The organism is Rothia sp. HSID18069 (assembly GCF_003989155.1).
Lineage (GTDB): Bacteria > Actinomycetota > Actinomycetes > Actinomycetales > Micrococcaceae > Rothia > Rothia aeria.
Window position 1 is genome coordinate 1,245,646 of the sequence record NZ_RBMG01000001.1, and the last position, 21,077, is coordinate 1,266,722.

Annotated in this window: 16 protein-coding genes; 7 read left to right on the forward strand and 9 right to left on the reverse strand. The window is 56.6% G+C overall.

Going from position 1 to position 21,077, the window contains the following annotated elements:
* Window positions 1–53 precede the first annotated feature (53 nt).
* Together D8M41_RS05435 and D8M41_RS05440 are read right to left on the reverse strand one after the other, a co-directional pair.
* Window positions 54–3,473, reverse strand: a complete 3,420-nt coding sequence (locus tag D8M41_RS05435; protein WP_238693473.1) for a bifunctional [glutamine synthetase] adenylyltransferase/[glutamine synthetase]-adenylyl-L-tyrosine phosphorylase — start codon at window positions 3,471–3,473, stop codon at window positions 54–56.
* Between the two features lie 59 nt (window positions 3,474–3,532).
* Window positions 3,533–4,873 (reverse strand): glutamine synthetase family protein, encoded by a 1,341-nt coding sequence (locus tag D8M41_RS05440; RefSeq protein ID WP_006888867.1) that lies wholly within the window; start codon window positions 4,871–4,873, stop codon window positions 3,533–3,535.
* A gap of 415 nt (window positions 4,874–5,288) precedes the next feature.
* Here D8M41_RS05440 and D8M41_RS05445 point away from each other — a divergent pair, with 415 nt between their 5' ends.
* From D8M41_RS05445 to panB, 5 genes are all read left to right on the forward strand, one after another.
* Window positions 5,289–5,735 (forward strand): hypothetical protein, encoded by a 447-nt coding sequence (locus tag D8M41_RS05445; protein ID WP_126926531.1) that lies wholly within the window; start codon window positions 5,289–5,291, stop codon window positions 5,733–5,735.
* A gap of 184 nt (window positions 5,736–5,919) precedes the next feature.
* The gene (locus D8M41_RS05450; RefSeq protein WP_126926532.1) at window positions 5,920–7,296 is read left to right on the forward strand and encodes a TPM domain-containing protein; all 1,377 of its coding nucleotides are present in this window, start codon (window positions 5,920–5,922) and stop codon (window positions 7,294–7,296) included.
* Complete coding sequence (locus D8M41_RS05455; RefSeq protein ID WP_126926533.1) at window positions 7,289–8,275, forward strand: TPM domain-containing protein; 987 nt, start codon at window positions 7,289–7,291, stop codon at window positions 8,273–8,275. Before D8M41_RS05450 ends, D8M41_RS05455 begins: the two co-directional genes overlap by 8 nt.
* 159 nt (window positions 8,276–8,434) lie before the next feature.
* A complete protein-coding gene (locus tag D8M41_RS05460; RefSeq protein ID WP_126926534.1) occupies window positions 8,435–10,066 on the forward strand; it encodes a TPM domain-containing protein in 1,632 nt (543 codons plus the stop codon).
* Between the two features lie 43 nt (window positions 10,067–10,109).
* Window positions 10,110–11,006: a 3-methyl-2-oxobutanoate hydroxymethyltransferase gene (panB, locus tag D8M41_RS05465; protein WP_126926535.1), complete on the forward strand. Its 897-nt coding sequence runs from the start codon at window positions 10,110–10,112 to the stop codon at window positions 11,004–11,006.
* 112 nt (window positions 11,007–11,118) lie between these two features.
* On the opposite strand, the gene D8M41_RS05470 is transcribed toward panB, so the two are convergent.
* The gene (locus D8M41_RS05470) at window positions 11,119–11,301 is read right to left on the reverse strand and encodes a hypothetical protein (protein WP_023134599.1); all 183 of its coding nucleotides are present in this window, start codon (window positions 11,299–11,301) and stop codon (window positions 11,119–11,121) included.
* A 223-nt stretch (window positions 11,302–11,524) separates the two neighbouring features.
* Between D8M41_RS05470 and map the strand changes: the two genes are divergently transcribed.
* Window positions 11,525–12,421 carry a type I methionyl aminopeptidase gene (gene map, locus D8M41_RS05475; RefSeq protein ID WP_037235648.1) on the forward strand — a complete coding sequence of 299 codons (897 nt, stop codon included), beginning with the start codon at window positions 11,525–11,527 and terminating at the stop codon, window positions 12,419–12,421.
* Between the two features lie 131 nt (window positions 12,422–12,552).
* Window positions 12,553–13,344 carry a polyphosphate--glucose phosphotransferase gene (gene ppgK / locus D8M41_RS05480; RefSeq protein WP_006888834.1) on the forward strand — a complete coding sequence of 264 codons (792 nt, stop codon included), beginning with the start codon at window positions 12,553–12,555 and terminating at the stop codon, window positions 13,342–13,344.
* A 101-nt stretch (window positions 13,345–13,445) separates the two neighbouring features.
* Here the strand turns inward: ppgK and nrdR are convergent, their stop codons facing one another.
* The 6 genes from nrdR to D8M41_RS05510 all read right to left on the reverse strand — a co-directional run bounded on the left by nrdR (window position 13,446) and on the right by D8M41_RS05510 (window position 21,065).
* The gene (gene nrdR, locus D8M41_RS05485) at window positions 13,446–14,006 is read right to left on the reverse strand and encodes a transcriptional regulator NrdR (protein WP_006888882.1); all 561 of its coding nucleotides are present in this window, start codon (window positions 14,004–14,006) and stop codon (window positions 13,446–13,448) included.
* 187 nt (window positions 14,007–14,193) lie between these two features.
* Window positions 14,194–17,730 (reverse strand): DNA polymerase III subunit alpha, encoded by a 3,537-nt coding sequence (gene dnaE, locus D8M41_RS05490; RefSeq protein WP_006888870.1) that lies wholly within the window; start codon window positions 17,728–17,730, stop codon window positions 14,194–14,196.
* A gap of 76 nt (window positions 17,731–17,806) precedes the next feature.
* Entirely contained in the window at window positions 17,807–18,793 is a 987-nt protein-coding gene (locus D8M41_RS05495) for an RluA family pseudouridine synthase (protein ID WP_006888916.1), read from the reverse strand.
* On the reverse strand, window positions 18,790–19,452 hold the full coding sequence (gene lspA, locus D8M41_RS05500; protein ID WP_126926536.1) for a signal peptidase II: 663 nt from the start codon (window positions 19,450–19,452) through the stop codon (window positions 18,790–18,792). Before lspA ends, D8M41_RS05495 begins: the two co-directional genes overlap by 4 nt.
* A 512-nt stretch (window positions 19,453–19,964) precedes the next feature.
* On the reverse strand, window positions 19,965–20,510 hold the full coding sequence (locus tag D8M41_RS05505; RefSeq protein WP_006888900.1) for a DivIVA domain-containing protein: 546 nt from the start codon (window positions 20,508–20,510) through the stop codon (window positions 19,965–19,967).
* A gap of 255 nt (window positions 20,511–20,765) precedes the next feature.
* On the reverse strand, window positions 20,766–21,065 hold the full coding sequence (locus D8M41_RS05510) for a YggT family protein (protein WP_006888913.1): 300 nt from the start codon (window positions 21,063–21,065) through the stop codon (window positions 20,766–20,768).
* Window positions 21,066–21,077 lie beyond the last annotated feature (12 nt).

Sequence of the window (21,077 nt, forward strand, 5' to 3'; positions counted from 1 at the left end):
AAATTTTGTCAAACTCATTTGAATGTGATTTATATTATTTTCTTAAGAAATAGTTACCCCTCAAAGAAAAGCCTTTCATAAACTTTCCTGGCATTTCGGGTAACCCGTAGATAGTCTTCTTCTAGTTGGCGGGCGTTGCCTGGGGTGTAGCCGCTCCAGCGGGCGACCGCCTCCAGGGCATCGCGCAGGGTAGGCAGCAGATCGGATTGGCGCACGCCGCGCAGCACGTTGCCGCCGCGAATCTTGGTCGCCAGCAGCCACGCGTCTCGCAGCACCTCGGCGTCCTCGGCAGCCACTAGGTTTGCTTCCACGGCGGCGTTCAGCGCTTCCAGGGTTGAGGTGGTGCGCAGTCCCTGCACCTCATGGGCGTGCTGCAGCTGAATCAGCTGCACTAACCACTCCACGTCAGAGAGCCCGCCGCGCCCCAGTTTCAGCTGCCGGGTGCGGTCTGCCCCGTGCGGCATGCGCTCATGCTCCACGCGCGCCTTCATGCGCCGCACCTGCTGCGCCTGCTCAGCCGTGAACTCGCGCGGGTACCGGTACGGGTCAATCAGCTCAATAAACGCACGCCCCAGCTCCTCAGAACCGGCGATAGGGCGCGCCCGCAAAAGCGCCTGAAACTCCCAGGTCTCAGCCCAGCGCTCATAGTAGGCTCGGTATGAATCCAACGAGCGCACCATCGCCCCCTGCTTACCTTCCGGGCGCAGATCCGCGTCCACCTCAAGCGGGCGTTCGGCACGGATCGCCGGGCGTACCGGCTGTTTAATCAGCTGCATCAGCCGGTTTACAATACGGTTCGCCTGCGACTGGGCTTCCTCCTCACCGGCGCCTTCCACGGGGCGGTGCACAAACATCACGTCCGCGTCGGAACCGAAGCCGTTCTCGGCGCCGCCTAAACGGCCCATGGCAATTACCGTGATCTCAGTCAGCAGCGGGTTCTCTGGTTCTTCCTCGGGGATTTCCCTAATCCCGGCGGCTTCTTCACGTTCTTTCGCCGTTATTTCCTCACGCTCAGCTAGGGCGAGCGCCGCACCGATAGTGCACTCGTCCACGGTCGCCAGCCCGGTGCACACCTGCTGCACGCCCAGCAGGTTCAGGGCGTCCCCCATGGCGATGCGTAAAATTTCGCGGCGGCGCAGGTACCGCACGGCACGCATCGCCTCCGCAGAGTCGTCATGCCGTGACAGCAGTGAGGCTATCTCGGCTTTGAGCGCAGCCGCACCCAGTGGCTGCAAGTCGGCAACCTTATCAAGCCAGGTGATGGAGGTGGGCGCATCCTCCAGCAGGTCGGTGATGTACCGGGAGCTTGAAAGTATGTGGCACAGCCGCTCCGCAGCGGCAGGTGAATCGCGCAGCATGCGCAGGTACCAGCTGGTGGTTCCCAGCGACTCAGAAACAATGCGGAACCCCAGCAGCCCGGCGTCCGCGTCCACCCCGTCAGCGAACCACCCCAAGAGCACAGGCATCAGGTGCCGCTGAATTTCGGCGCGGCGGCTCACCCCGCTGGTGAGCGCCTGAATATGCCGCATAGCGCCGCGCGGGTCGCGGTACCCGAGCGCAGCCAGGCGGTCTTGGGCGGCTGATTCTGTGAGCACCACTTCGTCACGGCTCAAGGTTGAGACCGCCGCCAGCAGCGGGCGGAAGAAGACACGCTCATGGAGGGAACGCACGTTCCGTTTGAGCTTCTGCCACGCCTTATACATTTGCTCCGCCGAGAGAGTGCCCAGCCTCTCCGGGGAAACAAGCGAACGGGCCAGGGCACGCCTCTCGTGCTCTTTGGCGGGCATCAGGTGGGTGCGGCGCAGCTGGGACAGCTGGATGCGGTGCTCCAGCAGACGCAGTTTCTTGTAGTAGAGCGCGAATGTCTGCGCGTCGGCGCGGCTAATGTAGCTTGAACCGGTCAGCGCCTCTAAAGATTCGATGGTGGATTTGGTGCGTACCGTGGGGTCGGTGCGCCCGTGCACCAGCTGCAGCAGCTGAACCGTGAACTCAATGTCACGCAGCCCGCCGGGGCCGAGCTTTATCTGCTGTTCCACCTGTGCTGGGGGGATGTTGTTGGTCACGCGGGCGCGCATCGCCTGCACCGACTCAACGAAGGATTCCCGCGCCGCTGAGTCCCACACGAACGGGTCGATCGCGTGGGCGAAACGCCGCCCTAGGTGCGCCGAACCTGCAACCGGGCGGGCTTTCAGCAGCGCCTGGAACTCCCAGTTCTCCGCCCACCGCTTGTAGTAGCTCACGTAGGATTCGACGGTGCGCACCAGCGGCCCGTCCTTACCTTCGGGGCGCAGGTTTGCGTCCACCTCCCACAGGGGCGGCTCCGGGGCTGGGGCCATGATTGCTTTCGTGAGGGCGTGCACCAGTTCCGTGCCGATCTGCGCGCACTCCTGCTCGGTGAGCGGCTCAGCCCCCTCGTGCAGGTCGCTGGCGGGTGCGGGGGCGATCACGTACACCACGTCCACGTCAGAAATATAGTTCAGTTCACGTGCCCCGCACTTGCCCATGCCAATAATTGCCAGATCCAGGGCGTCCACGGATGCGCCACGCGCGGGGGCGGCGCACAGCCCCCCGCCAGCGCCTTCAGCGACTTCGGTGCGGGCGATAGCGAGCGCCCCCTCCAGGGCGGCTGCGGCCAGGTCAGCAAGGTGCCGCCCAATGGTGGGCATGAGCTCCACCGGGTCGGGTGAGCATACGTCAATCAGCGCTATTTTTGCCAGCTCCGCGCGGTAGGCCACGCGTAAAGCCACGTACCCGTCTTTGCCGGTGAGTTCTGCGCGGGCGCGCGGGCGCTCAGCGTCCGGGTCGGCGCCGACGGCGTGCAGCAGACGGGTTCGATACGGGGTATTAAGCGGGGCGCTTTGGGGAAGGGGGTTCTTCTGTGCCTGTTCCGGTGTTTTATTCGACGTGTCTGTTTCGGGGGTATCTAGTACTGTTTCCGGGTGTTCAGTTGCCGCCAGCTCCGTCTCGCCGCGCACCGTATCAGTGTCAAAGAGCGGGTCGATCGTCTGCGGGTGGCGGTACAGAAAATCTCCCACCGCCTGGGATGCGCCCAGCAGCCGGAACAGGCCCATCTGTTTTTCGCCGCAATTAGCCCGTTCAGCAACCGGCGGGTGTTTCTCAATCAGCCGCACTAACGCTGGTAGGGCGGTATCCGGTGAAGGCGCGTACCGCAGCCCCGCGAACAGGTTTACCCGGTCCACGGAGGCAAGCTCAGGGGCCTCTAGCCAGCGTTCGCTTTTGCCGGAGTCGTAGAAACCCGCGCTGACCATTTGCGCCCGTAACCGTGTGCGGGTGCGGCGCTGCTCCTCAGCCTGCTCGGTATCAGCGGGTTTAGATACATCAGCGTCGGCTGCATCTGCTGTTCCCACCGCATGGGCAGCACTGGTGAGGTGGCTCTCGGTGCCAGATGCGGTGCCTCTGGGGTGCGTTTCCCGCCCGTTCTGGGGTGTATGCCCTGGTTCCGCTTGATTCATACTCACCTTCCCGGTACGTAGTACCCGCCGTTTCCCTCATAGCCTGCCCGCAAGCAGCGTTAGAGGATGCCCAGGTTGTGTTTAAGCTCGTACGGGGTCACCTGTGCCCGGTAGTCTTCCCAGTCAGCCCGCTTATTCCGCAGGAAATGCTCAAACACCTGCTCCCCCAGCACCTCAGCCATGAACTCGGAGTCCTCGGTCAGGTTAATGGCTTCCCGCAGCGACGCTGGCAGCGGGTGGTACCCCATGGCGCGGCGTTCAGCGGTTGTCATTGCCGCCAAATCTTCGGTCACCGCTGGCATCAGCTCATACTCGTTTTCAATGCCTTTCAGCCCGGCAGAAAGAATCACCGCATACGCCAGGTACGGGTTAGAGGCCGAGTCAAGGCCGCGGTATTCAATGCGGGCCGACTGCATCTTGTTTGGTTTATACAGCGGAACCCGCACCAGCGCAGACCGGTTATTGTGCCCCCACGAAACGTAGCTGGGTGCTTCCCCGCCGCCCCACAGGCGCTTATACGAGTTAATGAACTGGTTGGTGACCGCCGTGAATTCGGGGGCATGCTTGAGTACCCCGGCAATAAAATGCCGCCCCGTTTTTGAGAGCCGGTATTCGGCACCCGCCTCGAAGAATGCGTTGGTGTCCCCCTCAAACAGGGAGAAATGGGTGTGCATCCCACTGCCAGCATATTTGGTGAAAGGTTTGGGCATGAATGTGGCGTACATGTTTCGGGTAAACGCCACCTCTTTAATGACGGTGCGGAACGTCATCACATTATCGGCGGTTTGCAGGGCGTCGGCGTGACGCAGGTCGATCTCGTTCTGCCCGGGGCCGGTTTCGTGGTGGCTGAACTCCACCGAAATACCGACCTCTTCCAGCATGGTCACCGCATTACGGCGAAAATCCTGCACAATCCCGCCGGGTGTGTGGTCGAAATACGACTCGTAGTCCACCGGGACGGGGAACCCGTCAGCCCCCAGCTCCGTGGATTTAAGGAGGTAGAACTCGATCTCGGGTGAGGTGTAGCAGGTGAACCCCATTTCGGCGGCACGGTTCAGGGTGCGTTTAAGAACGCCGCGGGTGTCGGATGCGCTCGCTTCCCCATCTGGGGTGAGGATGTCGCAGAACATGCGGGAGGTGTGGGATTCGGCGCCGCGCCACGGCAGGATCTGGAATGTTGAGGGGTCAGGCTGCAGCAGCATGTCTGACTCGTACACCCGGGAGAGGCCCTCAATGGACGAACCGTCAAACCCCAGCCCTTCCTCGAAGGCGCTTTCAACCTCGGCGGGGGCGAGCGCCACAGATTTGAGGGTGCCAACCACATCGGTGAACCAGAGGCGAATAAAGCGGATGTCACGCTCCTCAATGGTGCGCATCACGAATTCCTGCTGACGGTCCATATGTTTCTCCCTCGATCCGGGCGGTCGTTGAGTCGGCGGTGAGCGGTACCGGGCGCACACGCGTGCGCTGTCACGGTTTGTCTCTTCTCTAGCCTATCGGGTTCTGCGGCGGAACGCCCAGGGTGCAGGTTTCGTTTATGTAAATTCTGTGCGCCCGTGTTGCTTCTGCGGTGTGCAGGTTCCCATCGTTGTGCAGGCAGCCACAGCCACCAGTTCACGTTTCTAATTCCCGCCACATCAATTCGTGTGCAACAGTCCGCCCCAGGTTTCTTCTCTGATGCGCATACAATAGGGCCTGTAGAATATGCGGAACGTGCGCGGAGCTCTAGGAAAACTCAGTCTGGAAAATGCGCTAAATCCTCATGCCCATACACTACTAACCTCCCGCACTAAACGAGGGAAAAAGAGGGAACCCGTGGCTGATGAACAGCGTATCTTAGATATTATTGATGGCTTAGAAGAGAACTTTACGGAGCAGGAAGCATACAGAATCTACATTGAGTTCTGCTTCCGTTTTATCCCACGAATCGAGCATAAAATCCCCGAAAAGCTCAGGGCACATCTTGAGGTTGCCGAAGGGTACTGGCACGCAGGAAACGTATCACCTCAAGCCCTTGAGAACGCCCGGGTGCTTATCTGGAAATATCTAGATTCACACAACCTAACATATGCTCCTATCCGCAAATCAGCGGCCATCCGGTTCATGCACCAGCTCTTCTGGGACAAGGCAAATACGGATATTTGGGAGCACTTTGACTGGTGCCAGGAGCTGCTGCCTCATTTGGGGTATAAGAACCATACGATCCTGCAAGAGCTGGAGTATGTGCTCTCCAAGGCCACACGAGAAGGTTTCGCCGCATAGCCACACGCTCATTTCTTCTAGGGGTAGCGGGGAAGGTGCCGCCCACCAGAGCTGCACCGCAAACCCAGTACTACACTTTGCAGACAGCGTGCACGGGGTAACCCTCGCAACCAACGCAGAATCAACGTACTTTATACTTATTTAAAGTATTTATTCTCCGAACTTTTGTGAGGAACAGGCGCTAGTGAATACTTTCCCCACCCGCACGTGCACTGAGCGCATCCGCCGCACATTCCGCAGGACGCACCGCACCCTTCTGGCAATGGCGCTCGCTGCCGCGTTAGGTGTTGGGAATACTGCGGTGACCAGCGTTATTGTTCCGCCTGCATCTTCTGCTGTAGTAGGCACCCGCACTTTTGACTCACAGCTGGATCCCGCGCATCCAGTCATTGATAAAACAGGTGCGCTCAGTACAGAACAAATCCAACAGATGAGTGTTCCTCTTGCGGATGTTTCCGCACGACGAGGAGTCTCGTTGCAGGTTGTGGTGATTGACAGGGCCGCCCCTGAATGGGCGGGTGACTGGGGGCATAAATTTTTGCGGCAGAATGGTGCAGGCCCCGATGATAAAACTGCGCTGCTTCTCATAGAACTAGACCCGCAGGGTACTGGTGATAAAAACGCCACCCCAGAAGCCAGTTTCCACTCTCTTAATATGCATTATCTGGGTGCCACTGAGGGCTCTGAAATAAGAAATAAAATAATAAACCCACTTCTTGAAAAACGTGATTTTACAGGTATAGCGCAAGCTATGGCTAAAGCTTTTGACAATAGCACAGGGTACCCAGATACATATAATATTCAGCCCGCTCCGCAAACATCCACACCCACCCCATCACCTACACCTTCGCCCACAGCAGCGGGCCAGTCTGTTATGAAAACAGAGCTTAATCCTGAAGACCCAGTCTTTAGTCTCACATCATACTCACTCGCCGACCCGAAATTATGGCCCGAACTTATAAGTTTTAATAAAAACAACGACGCCCAGCTGTATGTTGTGCTGCTGGCCAAACCAGAAAACCCATCAGATTTACAGGAGTGGGGCAAAGAGTTCTTACGCGTTAATAATGCCCCCGCACGCACTGCGGTGCTTGTCTGCCAGGGAGACGGGACACGTGATGATCCGCGGAAATGCTTGGTAACCACTAATGACAGCGGCTTCATTAGCGATGACTCATTACATAAGATTAATAATGACTACATTAAAGAGAAATTAAACTACAACGATTTCGGGGGCATTATAAGAGCCGCCTTAGAAGGCATCAGAAAAGAATCGCTGGACACCAAGACAAAAGCCGCCCCTAAAGAAAGTAAAGGATTTTTAGATACCGTATTAGTATTTTTAATTATTGGTCTTTTTATCGCGTTTATATGCGCCGCTATTATAGGGTTCGGCAATTTTATTATTAAGGTATATCGCGGCTTATCCCGCATTTTTGCTGGCGCACCAAAAAATAACACGCTGGCAGATAGCAACAATCTCGACCAATCACGCACTAATATTCCGAATATCGACAAGTTGGCCATAGAAAACTGGGAGAAATACAGTCTTAATGAGTAGCTTATTGAACAGGGTTATTGCTCGCTATTCTTCCCACCGCAGTCTGCAGGACGCCCCGCTCACATGTACGCGTGCGGGCGCAGGCAACGCGTGCCATTCCCAGTGGTCACAGCGAATCACTCAAATTGCCTTAGCTGTGGCTCTTGGGCTGGGTGGCTCAGGTGCCCCGCTGTTCCTCCCCTCTCCCGCCGCACCTGCCGCCCATGCTGAAAGCGTTTTCGAGCACCGGTTTGACCCCTCGCACCCTATTGTTGATAAGGCGGACGTGCTGAGCCAGCAGCAGGTACAGGAGGCCTCACAAAAGCTGACAAATATTCATTCAAAACGCCCGTTCCGTTTTTATATTGTGTTTGTAAAAACTGCGGTGCCGGATGCTTCCCCTACAGAGGTTCCTTCGGCCCCCTCGAGTGCATCCCCCGATGCCGCCCCGAAGCCTACGGGTCAAACCCCGGAAGATAAGAAACGGCTACTGTGGGCGTATCAGTTTACTCAGAAGAATCATCTCGAATCCAGCGATGTGCTGTTGGTAGTAGAAACGGACACCCATCGAGCGAGCCTCTACCATTCTCCACACGGTCCTTTGCAGAATGATGAAGCTCAAAAGCTATACTCCGAGCACCCGGCAGACGGGGTGCCCTCCATCGAAAGCACTGTACATGAGGGCAAATGGGATGCCGCTCTTACCAGCCTCGAAGCTGCACTTCAGAAAGACGGCCTGTACGACCGCATTATTGCGGCACGGCCCTCCCCGCACGCGTTCGGCCCCGCGTATAACCCGGGTTTCGGGGAGGGCCCGGGCGCGGGCGGTAAGTGGAGCCCCAACCCCAGTGCTGAGGCGGCGCAGAGAAGTTCTTCACAAGATTCACCAGACGGTGCAGTGATTCTTGCGGTTCTCGGCGCTGTAGTTGCGGCAGGGGTTATTGGCTATATGTGGATGCGTCGCCGCCGCGCCCGCACACTCAACACCCCGAAAAATTAGTGTGCGGGTGGCCTTGTCTATGTCTTGTATTTGTAGGTTTTGTAACCGCAGCCTGATAGTGAGGTGCCCGTGGTAAGAACAGGGTTAAAGTTATTGCGTCTGCTCTTTTCTGTCGTGCTCACAGTACTTTTAGGCGCCGCCTGTACTGTAGCCGCTGGTGTGTTGTCCCCTGGTGCTGCACAGGCAACAGAGGTTTTCTCCACTCCGCTGGATTCTCAGCACGCAGTTATTGACCGCACCGGTCTTATTCTCACCGACAATGACCTTAAATATCTTGAGAGTATGACGCAAAAAATTGCCGCCAAGTACAACGGTCACCTGTATATTGTGGTAATCGATAATACTGACGGCGGCAGCCCCAAACAACAGTCCGGCCAGCAACGCAGTGATGAAGAGCTGCAGGCGGAACGCATACGGTGGGGGCGTGATTTTCTGCAGCGTAATAACGCCCCCGATCATGCAGTACTGCTGGTAGCGACCGCCGATAACTATCAGATCTCTCTGGTAGCTAAAGACCCCTCGTGGCTCAGTGATGAGGATGCGCAATACCTGTACAAGTATGCGGAGATCGATAAATCTGCCGCTGATTGGGCACAGCATCATAGAAATAGTGATGCTATCGAGCAGGCAGGGATAAATGCTTCAACTCTTTTTGGTTCCCCCGGCAGGGAAGAGCCTCCCCAGCTCGCCCGTTATCAGAGAGATCAAGAGGCCTCCGCCAAGGCATCGGCTGAAGCCGATATCGGTGTAAAACCAGGTACTTCCTCACAATCCTCTGGGAACGAATCCTGGAAGGTAGGGATTATCCTCACCGCGCTAGCCATACTGTTTGGGCCTTACGGCGCATGGATTATCTTCCGCTACCTCTGGGTGAGAAGAAAACAGCGCACACACAAGACGCAAAAACATGAGGATACGTCAAAAGCACCCTCAAAGCGTGAGCCCTCACATAAAGATTCCGTAGTGAAGAATGAGGTAGATACCCTAGGCGCAGCTATTGCCGCAGCCCACAACCGCCGCTCCCAAGCTGCTGCGCTCATAGAACGTGCCCTGCTGGCGTACCGGGGCCTGCCGCTTAACGATCTGCAGGCCCTAAACAGCCGTGCTGAAAAGCTGCTGAAACGTGCCAGCAGTGAGCACACAGAATTGGCAGAAGCATCCTCCACAACCGACCAGCCGGTGAATACCCCTAAGACCCGGAAGAAGCTCAAAGAGCTACGCTCTTGGGTGGATGAGGCGAATGATCTTCTGGATTCTCTCTTTGAGTCTCTGGAAGTTTTGGGCCGTCTGCCTCTGGCCGTGCGCGAATGTGAGACGGCGGCAAATACCCTGCTGGATGCTTTCTTATCTGAGGAAGTTTCCCATAATTTTTCGGTTGCCGAACAACAGCGGGCGGCGCTTCGCCGCACCCTGCGTGACCGTTTAGAAACCGAAGATTTCGCGCCGCTAGACTATATGTCCCGCGTTCTGGAGGACACCGCCTCCCTGCTGACTCAGGAGCAGAAACTCATCGGTTCAAAGGCGCGCACAAAAACCCAGGAAAACCTAATAGGTGCACATGTGGCGCTGGCCGAGCAGTATATCGCATGCGCGCGCATAAGCACCAAAACGCAACCCGTGCAAGATAAGCAGAAGACAAAACCTGCTTCAACAAACCGCTTGGAACGTGCTCAGTGGCTGTACCAGAGAGCTACTCAGCCTCTATCGACACACAAGAAACCGCTGGCAGAACGATACCAGCGTTCTACCAGTGCCCTAGAGGCGGCACGCGCGGCGTTCACTAAACGCTAACGCAGGTACCGGTGCCAGGGGTTAGGCAGGATAAACTATAGGCATGAGTGAGAACGAAAACGCACCCTATGCAACGTCCACTGTAACGAATACTGCCGAGACACCCGGCATGGCCCAAACGCCCTTTAGCCTTGATACGGTGAAAAAAATCCGCACCATCCACCTGGAGCGGGCTAAGGCTGAGGGTGAGAAGTTCTCAATGCTCACCTGCTACGACTTTTCCACAGCGCAGGTTTTTGACCGCGCAGGCATTGAGATGCTCCTTATTGGTGACTCGGCCGCGAATGTGATGCTTGGTTACGACTCCACCCTAGCCATCACCCTTGATGAGATAATCCCGATGGTGGCCGCAGTATCACGCGGGGCGAAACGGGCAATGGTAGTCGCCGATCTGCCGTTTGGCACCTACGAGCAGTCGCCGCAGCAGGCGGTTGCTTCTGCGGCGCGCCTCATGAAAGAAGGCGGGGCGCACGCCGTAAAAATTGAGGCCGATGCACGCATGGCCGACTGGGTGCAGGCTCTCGTAACCGCTGGCATCCCGGTAGTTGCGCACGTGGGGTTCACCCCGCAGGCTGAGCACGCCCTGGGCGGTTTCAGGGTTCAGGGCCGTCACGGTACCGCCGACCGGGTAGTTGAGGACGCTCGGGTACTCGCCGCTGCTGGCGCTTTCTGCATCCTCATGGAGATGGTAACCGCAGAAACCGCTGAACGTGTTAACCAGGCGGTGGGTGCGGTACCCACCATCGGCATTGGTGCGGGTAATACTGCTGATGGGCAGGTTCTGGTGTGGCAGGACGCCATGGGCGTGCGTCAAGGACGGATGCCTACCTTCGTGAAGCAGTTCGCCCAAGTGGGGCAGCTGCTGGAGGATGCAGCCCGTGCTTACCGTTCTGAGGTGCGGGCTGGCTCATTCCCAGCCGATGAGCACACATTCAACTAAGGCCAGCCCACAGCCAGCATGTTTTTCCGGCTGGTTCCGTACGCATCATGTGTATGGGCCAGCCGGAAATATTTAACGCATCATTGAGGGACACCCCTACCGCTGGTGGGATCTAGTCCTTCCACTGGTTATCCCATTCTTCGTTGCGTTTCTGGGCGGTTTCCATAGCGTGTTCCGCCTCTTCACGGGTCTTATAAGGGCCCCACAGGTGAGTGATCTTGCTCTGCTGCCCTTCTTCAACCTCCCCAGTGGAGGTGTTGTACCAGTATTCGGTCTCGTGGGGGCCGGGGGTCATATCATTTTTCAGGCTCACAGTCTCTCCTTAGTCTCACACCACATGAGTGTATCTATATGTACGGTATGTACCTTTCACGGTATCTTATCCGTGCTCGCTTCGCATGTGTTTACCCCCGCACCGCTGAAAACAGCGCGGAAAATAATACACCAGTTGGCAAAAGGTTCAGGATTTGGGTGTCTGCCCGGTCCCAGTGCGGGCGGGCGCCGCTAAAATATTAGGTATGGCTACTTCTCATAATCTTCCCGCAGAACCGGGTACCGCACCCGTAGGGTGCTTGGCCCCCGGTACCATCACCCCCATGCGTAAAGTACCGGCAGACATTGTTCGTCCCGAGTACGTGGGGAAACCTACCGCCAATGAGGGCAACGATTCAAATATGTACACCCCTGAAGAGGTTGAGAGGGTGCGTGCAGCCGGTAAGGTCGCCGCCGGTGCCATTGTGGAAGCGGCGAAGATTGCCGTCCCGGGGACAACAACCGACCAGATTGATGTGCTGGTTCATGAGTATATTTGTGATCACGGCGCCTACCCCTCCACCGTGGACTACCGCGGCTACCCGAAGTCGGTGTGTACCTCGCTGAATGAGGTGATCTGCCACGGTATTCCCGATTCTACGGTGCTTGAGGATGGCGACATTCTGAATCTTGACGTCACCGCCTACCTTGACGGAATGCACGGCGATACCAATAAGACTTTGCTGGTGGGCAACGTTGATGAGGAGTCCCGCCTGTTGGTTGAACGCACCGAAGAGGCCCTTAACCGTGCGATGAAAGCAGTTAAACCGGGCCGTCAGATTAACGTTATTGGCCGCGTGATTGAAAAATATGCGGCGCGTTTTGGGTACGGTGTGGTGCGTGACTACACCGGGCACGGTGTGGGCCGCGAATTCCATTCAGGCCTTATTATTCCCCACTACGATGCGGCGCCCGCCTACGATACCGAGATTAAAGAAGGCATGATCTTCACTATTGAGCCCATGTTGACCCTAGGCACCATTGAGTGGGATTTGTGGGACGACAATTGGACCGTGGTCACCCGTGACCGTAAACGTACCGCCCAGTTTGAGCACACCATGGTTGTCACATCAGACGGCGTGGATGTTCTCACCCTGCCTTAATTCAGCATTCCCTCCATAACGCAGACACAACAAGGAAAGAGAAACCCATGAGCGAGAGTACAGCGGCAAATTCCGCAGCCGAAGAGTCAGTAGAGTATGTCGATATCCCGGCGCCCACGCCGAAAGACCTAATGATCGGTATTGATATTGGCGGCACCGGGATGAAAGGCGGGATCGTTGATCTGCGCACCGGCAACCTGGTGTCTGAGCGTTTCCGCATCCCCACCCCGCAACCGGCAACCCCGCAGGCCATTGCCCAGGTGGCGCGCCAGATTGTTGATGAGCTTCAATCCCGCGACTTGGCTCCCGAGCCTCACTCGGCTATTGGCGTTGATTTCCCCGCTGTGGTGAAGAACGGTGTGGTGTTCTCAGCCGCGAATGTTGATCCGACCTGGATTAACACTAACCTTGAGCAGCTCATCAGTGACGCCCTGGATTCAAGAGCTGTCTACGGCATTAATGATGCCGATGCCGCTGGCCTTGCCGAAGCTACCTACGGGCAGGGGCGAGACAAGATGGGGCTCATCGCCGTTATCACCCTGGGGACCGGTATTGGTTCCGCCCTCATTAATAACGGTGTGCTGGTGCCGAACACCGAACTTGGGCACCTTGAAATTGACGGGCACGATGCAGAATCCCGCGCGTCCGCCCGAGCACGCGAAGTCCATGAGCTCTCCTGGAAGAAGTACGCAAGTAAACGTCTGCGCCGGTACTTCCAGCATGTTGAGGCACTGTTCTCCCCTGACCTTTTCATTATCGGCGGTGGTATCTCGAAGAACCCCGAAAAGTTCATGCCTTATTTTGAGGACGAGATTCGCACCCCCATGGTCATGGCAACCCTGCGCAATAATGCCGGTATTGTGGGGGCGGCACTGTGGGCTGGCGGTATGCTGCCCGAACGTCAACGCCGTGGAGAGGCGTAAAGAGCCCGCCGGGAAAACCTGCCAATAAGAAAGAGGTGTGCCCTACCGGTGTTCAAGTTCCAACCGGTAGGGCACATTAGTATACGTGGTGCAGAGTGGCCCTATAACAGGGTGTCCTGCAGAGGGGCTTCTTTAGGTTTTTTGGTGCTGGCCGTCTCCGTCTTGGCCTTGCGGGGTTTCGGTGCAGGTGCTTCAGCCTCGGGCAGTGCATCCCCCACAGCATCTTTACGGAGCAAAGCAATGGCCCCCTCAAAATCCTCAAGGTTTTCAAACGCCTGATACACACTGGCGAACCGCAGGTACGCCACCGCATCCAGCTTCGATAGCGGCTCTAGAATAGTCAGCCCCACCTCATGCGCGTTAATTTCGGCAAGCCCCTTGGCGCGGATACGTTCCTCTACCTCCTGGGCGAGCTTCGCCAGGTCATCCTCACCGACCGGCCTGCCCTGGCAGGCTTTACGCACACCCGAGGCGATTTTAGCGCGGTCGAACGGCTCGGTAACCCCGGAGCGTTTAATAACAGAAATACTGGTTGTTTCGACCGTGGTAAACCGGCGCCCGCAGTCGGTGCACTGGCGGCGGCGGCGGATTGCGGCACCGTCATCGGTGGTGCGGGAGTCAACCACTCGGGAATCGGTGTGTTTGCAGTAGGGGCAATACACAGGGAGCCTCCTCGGTCGGACGGGGTATAACCGCCCACTGTGAGCATACTTATTCCCAGTGTACCCCGCTACAGGGGGCCCTAACCGCATAGTTTGCTGTATATATGCCCTGAACGCATCTGCTTGAGCAGAGCCAAGCCCCTGCCGACCTCATCTCACGTCAGCTGCCTCATGAGGGTTCAACAGCCTAGCGGCGGATGCACCCGGGGCCGAAAATCGTCTTAATCTCACCGAATAAGCTGGGGTTTGGTTCCACCCGCAGCTTAGCTTCCAGCAGCACCAATTGTTCTTTCTCCCGACCGCGCAGGGCCAGGCGCACATCCGTCGAACCCCGATGATCAAGCAGCACATCCCGCAGGTGCACCAGGTTCGATTCGGTGGCACGATACTCGGGGATAGCGATCGTCACCGGTCCGGTACGCCCATCCTCGGTAAGCTCCAGGATCGTCAGCTCCTGGGCGCTAATATTCACGCTGCCGTCGTCTCGACGTTGTACACGTCCACGCACTGAGCAGATCAGGTCATCAGCGAGTACCCCGCCCACCGTCTCGTAGGTGCGGGCAAAGAACATGACGGTGATCGTCACCCCTGAGGGGTCTTCCAGCTCGGCAGTGGCGTACTGGTTACCGCTTGACTTAGCGATACGCCGTGACACGCCCGTGAGCATCCCGGCGATTGTGACGAACTCGCCGTCTTTAATGTGGGATTCTTCCTCCATAATGTCGTGAATCGAGGTGCTGGACGCATCAGAAAGGGCGCGTTCCAGCCCGCGCAACGGGTGATCCGAGACGTACAGCCCCAGCATGTCACGCTCAAAGTTGAGCTTATCGCGCCGTTCCCACTCGGGAACATCAGGTACCGATACCGACAGATCCTCGCCCAGTTCCTCCCCCATCCCGAGGGAACCGAACAGGTCAAACTGCCCGGCGGCTTCCTTACGTTTCACCGAGACAGCCGCGTCAATCGCCTCCTCATGCATGAGCGCAAGAGAACGGCGGGTATGCCCCAGATCGTCAAACGCACCCGCTTTAATGAGCGAATCAATGGTGCGCTTATTGCACACGCTCAACGGCACTTTTTGCAGGAAATCGCTGAACGACTCATACCGGCCCTTCTCATTGCGGGCGGTAATCATACCATCCACCACGTTCGCGCCCACGTTACGGACTGCGCCCATGCCGAAGCGGATATCGTCACCCACCGGGGCGAACGTTAGCTCCGATTCATTCACATCAGGCGGCAGCACGGTAATACCCATACGGTGGCACTCGTTCAGGTACATAGCAAGCTTATCTTTGTTATCGCCCACACTGGTCAGCAGCGCAGCCATGTACTCCTGCGGGTAGTGCGCTTTCAAGTATGCGGTCCAGTATGAAACCAGCCCGTAAGCAGCCGTATGAGCCTTATTAAACGCGTAATCGGAGAAAGGCAGCAGAATATCCCACAAGGCTTTTACCGCACCCTCAGAGTATCCGTTCGAAATCATGCCATCATGGAACGTGGCGTACTGTTTATCCAGCTCAGCCTTTTTCTTCTTACCCATTGCGCGGCGCAAAAGATCTGCCTCACCAAGGGTGTAGTTCGCCACCTTCTGGGCGATCGCCATCACCTGCTCCTGGTACACGATCAAACCGTACGTGGTACCCAAAATATCGGAAAGAGGCTCCTCCAGCTCGGGATGGATAGCCGTAATCTCCTGCTTACCATTCTTGCGCAGCGCATAGTTCGTATGCGAGTTCGCCCCCATCGGCCCGGGACGGTAGAGAGCAAGCACAGCAGAAATATGCTCAAACTCTTCAGGCTCCATAAGCTTCAGAAGCGAACGCATCGGCCCGCCATCAAGCTGGAACACACCCAGCGTATCACCGCGCGCCAGCAGCTCGTAGGATGCTTTATCGCTCAGCTCAAGCGTCTCTAAGTCGAGGTCAAAATTACGGTTAGCTTTAATGTTTTCAATAGCGTCCGAGATGATGGTGAGGTTACGCAGCCCCAGAAAGTCCATCTTAATCAGACCCAGCCCCTCACAGGTGGGGTAATCAAACTGGGTGATCACCTGCCCATCTGCTTCACGGCGCATCACAGGGATGACTTCGGTGAGTACCTCCGAGGACATAATCACACCGGCGGCGTGCACGCCCCACTGGCGTTTTAGGCCTTCAAGGCCCTGAGCGGTTTTAAAAACCTTGCCCGAAACGTCATCGGTTTCGATGAGCTCACGCAAATCTCCAGCTTCGGCGTAGCGTTTATCGTCTTTGTTGTAGACGTTCGCTAGGGCAATGTTCTTTCCCATCACATCCGGCGGCATTGCCTTGGTGAGCCGCTCCCCCACCGAGTAAGGGTACCCCATCACTCGGGAGGCGTCTTTGAGCGCCTGCTTCGCTTTAATGGTGCCGAAGGTGACGATCTGCGCGACCTTATCTTCACCGTACTTCTCAGTCACATAGTGGATCACCTCGGGGCGGCGGCGATCATCAAAGTCCACGTCGAAGTCAGGCATTGAGACGCGGTCAGGGTTCAGGAACCGCTCAAAAATCAGTTCGTGCCGCAGCGGGTTCAGCTCGGTGATGCGCATAGCGTACGCAACCATCGACCCCGCACCGGAGCCACGCCCCGGACCCACACGAATATTATTGCGTTTCGCCCAGTTAATGAAGTCCGCCACCACCAAGAAGTAGCCGGGGAAGCCCATTGAGGTAATAACCTCAACCTCATAATTCGCCTGTTTACGTACCTCATCAGGGATGCCGTTGGGGAACCGGTAATGCAGCCCCGCCTCAACTTCTTTCACGAACCATGATTCTTCGCTCTCCCCCTCAGGCACCGGGAAGTTCGGCATATAGTTCGCTTTGGTGTTGAACTCAACGTTGCACCGCTCAGCGATTTCGAGGGTGTTCTCGCACGCCCCGGGAATATCGCCAAAGATGGAGTACATTTCCTCGGGTGAGCGCAGGTAGAAGTTATCCGCATCAAATTTGAAGCGGTTGGGGTCTTCCAGGGTTGAGCCTGACTGTACGCACAGCAGCGCCGCGTGCGCATTGTAGTCTTCGTGTTTGGTGTAGTGCAGATCGTTAGTTGCCACAAACGGCAGGTCAAGTTCTTTAGCGAGGCGCATCAGATCAGCAGCCACATTTTTCTCAATAGACAGGCCGTGATCCATCACTTCACAATAGAAGTTACCCTTACCGAAAATATCGCGGAATTCTGCGGCGGCAGCAACCGCCTCCTGATACTGTCCCAGGCGTAGACGCGTCTGAATCTCACCTGAAGGGCACCCGGTGGTGGCAATCAAACCTTTGGAGTAAGTTTGCAGCACCTCACGGTCCATGCGCGGCTTATACAGCTGCCCTTCCAGGGAGGCGATAGAGGAAGCCCGGAATAGGTTGTGCATACCCTCGGTGGTTTCCGCCCACATGGTCATGTGTGTGTATGCGCCACCACCAGAAACATCATCGCGGGAGCCGTCTCCCCACCGCACACGGGAACGGTCACTACGATGCGTTCCGGGAGTCAGGTACGCTTCCACCCCGATAATGGGTTTCACATCATTAGCTTTTGCCTGCCGCCAGAAGTCGAAGGCGCCGAATAAGAAACCGTGATCACTGGTGGCGATGGAGTCCATACCGAGCTCACGGGTGTGCGTAAAGAGGTCACTCAGTCGCGCGGCACCATCCAGCATGGAGTATTCAGTGTGCACATGCAGGTGTGCGAAGCCTTTTTTCGCCACGGTCTCTCCGTTCGTTCGCTATCTAGTACGTCACTGGTTGTTCGTGCGGCTCAGAGGCTGTGCCGCACTCGTCGCCTTATCCTCGCCGAATATTCCCCTCACGGAGCGCTTCTAACGCGTAGGTCAAATCACGCGGGTAGGGGCTCTCAAAGCTCATTCTCTCACCGCTGGCGGGGTGCGTAAAACCCAGCCGGTGGGCATGCAGCCACTGGCGGGTTAGCCCCAGCTCCGCGCTCAGTGTGGGGTCTGCCCCGTAGGTGAGGTCCCCGCAGCAGGGGTGGTGGAGCGCTGAAAAATGCACACGGATCTGGTGGGTGCGTCCGGTTTCAAGGTGCACCTCAACCAGGGTGGCTGGCCCGAATGCCTCTTGCGTTTCGTAGTGGGTGATGGATTCTCGCCCGTCCTCTACCACAGCAAACCGCCATTCACTGCCTGGGTGACGCCCAATCGGGGCGTCGATAGTTCCTCGCAGCGGGTCGGGCAGCCCCTGCACTAGCGTGTGGTACACCTTCTCCACTGTGCGTTCTTTAAAGGCACGTTTAAGCTCGGTGTAGGCGCGCTCGCTGCGGGCGAGTACCATAAGTCCGCTGGTTCCCACGTCCAGCCGGTGTACGATGCCCTGCCGCTCGGCGGCACCGGAGGTTGTTACGCTAATTCCTTCTCCCAGCAGGGCCGACGGTACGGTTGGCCCGTGCCATCCCGGCGAAGGGTGCGCCGCCACCCCGGCGGGTTTATCAACTACCACAATGTCGTCGTCGCAGTAGATGATGGAGAAGCCGTCTACTTTTTCGGGGCGAATATCCGCTAAATCACGCGGTGCGGGAGCGTTTACGCTCACCAGTTCCCCCACCGACAATTTATGAGATTTGCCGATTTTAACTGGCTGGTGAGCCCGGGTGAGGCGCACATGCCCATCTCGGATCCATGCGGAGGCTCGGGTGCGGGGAACATCAAAGACCCCCGCAAGCGCTGCATCTAGGCGCATTCCAGCGATGGGTTCGCTCACTTCAAATTCAGCGTGAATGCCTTCTTCGTTCTCTCGCATATGCCCTGTACCGCTCATGCCGTTTCCTCCAGGTCGCTGGGGGTGTCATCAGTGTGGCGTTCCGGTGTGGTGCGCTGAGGGCTTTCGGCACGAGTTCCGGCGAGGGTCATCCCCCTAAAGTTCAAAAGCACGATCAATGCCATACATACGCATATCGCGGAGTCAGCGATATTGAAAATGGCGAAGTTTGGTACTGAGATAAAATCCACTACATGCCCGGTTCCAAAACCAGGCTCACGGAAAAGACGGTCAAAAAGATTTCCCAGGACCCCACCGAGCAGGCCTCCCAGCGCCAGTACCCACCCCAGAGCCCGGGTTTTACGAAGCGTATACACCACCACTACCGCTGCGATAGCCATAATAAGGGTGAACACCCAGGTGGCCCCTTCACCGAACGAGAATGCCGCACCGGAATTACGGATTGAGTACCACCACAGCAGCCCCTCAATAACGGGGATACGCTCCCCTATCTCCATGCGGGTTACCACTAAATATTTGGTCCCCTGGTCGATAATAAAAACGGTAGCTGCTAGAAGAAGAGCCAGCGTCCAAGCACTACGTGTACTAAAAACGCGGCGGGATATGACGTGCGGTCGCGGGCTGCCGGTAGATCCGCTGCCGGATTCTGCGGCTTGTTCTTTGGAGGTGGTTGCGGCGTGTGTGTGCTCGTCCTTCATGCGGCTCCTCGTTCAGTAACTGACGGGGGTGGCCCCGCACCCTCTAGCTTATCGCATCTTAACTACTGCACCAGTAACCTATAGAGTTCAGGGGTCCGGGCAGCAGCAATACAGATACTAACTGCAGATAGCTACTCCCCTATTAATTCTTTATAGACCTGCGAGCTATTAATAAGGTCTGGCACCAGCAGCATTCTCATAATGCATATAATACGGTTATTAAGAATAGTCTTTTCTCTTATTATCGTGCATTAAAAACGTTCGAACGTATCATTAAGCAACGATTAAGGTATACATAAAGGTTACATATAGAAGCAGGCGAAAAAATATTCACTATTGTGCGGCACAAAGAATGCTCAACCGCTTAAAACATTGACCAGAATATAACCGACCGCCCGCATCCCCAATTCATAAACTCGCCCGCCATAAGGCGGTTAGGGAACACAGGCGGCCGCCACGCGTCACAGTAAGAGGCGCGGGTACCATAGGTACCGTAACCAGTACCTCTTCTTTTAGTACCTCGCTTCAGCCTCGATGCTCTTCAGGTGACGCAGATCGTCTAGCTGCCTGTTCAGGTGCTCCTGGAGCTGAGTACGGTAGCGGGACTCAAAGCCACGTAGCGACTCAACGCTGCTCTTAAGATTTGCCTGCTCCTCCTTCAGAGCCGACAGAGCTTTCTCACGCTTAATCTCGGCCTCAACTACCAGCTGGTTAGCTTTCTTCTCGGCCTCAGCGATCAGTTCAGCCTTCGTGCGCTCACCCTGGCTCACGTAATCATCGTGAACCTTCTGAGCCATGGCCAGCAGGCCAGCAGCATCCTGAGAACCACCGCCGGCGGGGGCAGCCGCTGCTGCAGTGGTCTCGGAGGTCGATGCGCCGCCCTTACGCGACTCACAATCTTCAAGCTTGCGCCTGAGTGAATTATTCTCAGCATTCAGACGACGCAGCTCGCCTACCAGTTCGTCAAGAAAATCGTCGACCTCATTCATGCTGTAGCTGGGTCCAACGTTAACGACCTTGAAACTCTTGTTAATCAGGTCTTCGGGGGTAATAGCCACTGGGGTTTCTCCTCGGAAGTTAAACAATGAATCCGCACGGATGGGCCGCACGAAATCGGTATACCGTAATTATTCTACCCCCCTTTGGGTGGCAAAATCGCCTTTAACGGGCCGATAAGCGAAAACCATTTACACCTAAAGCAAAACTTGACGCTATTCCAGGGTTTTTACTGACCCGTCAAAGAGAGGCATATCACCTTAAGATTTAGGAGTTTTAAGTCCAAAATTTCAAGATCCCTATCGGACTGGTATCCCCTACGACGTAATAGCCGTCAGATACTGTAGCCCATTCAACAAAAAACTCACCGCAATAATAAGAATCAAAAAACCCATATCAAGGGCCACGTTCCCCAGCCGAAGCGGAGGCACTACCTTCCTCAGAAGGTTCATTGGCCAGTCAGTCACCCCGTACACCGCAGAAGCCACGACCAACACTGGCCCGCGTGGGCGCCACGTGGGGGAAAAAATACGCACCCAATCAAACATCATGCGCAGCAGAAGCCCAATGTACAATACGTACAGGGCGATTGTCAGCACCGCAAAAAGATAACCCATCGGGCAAGATCC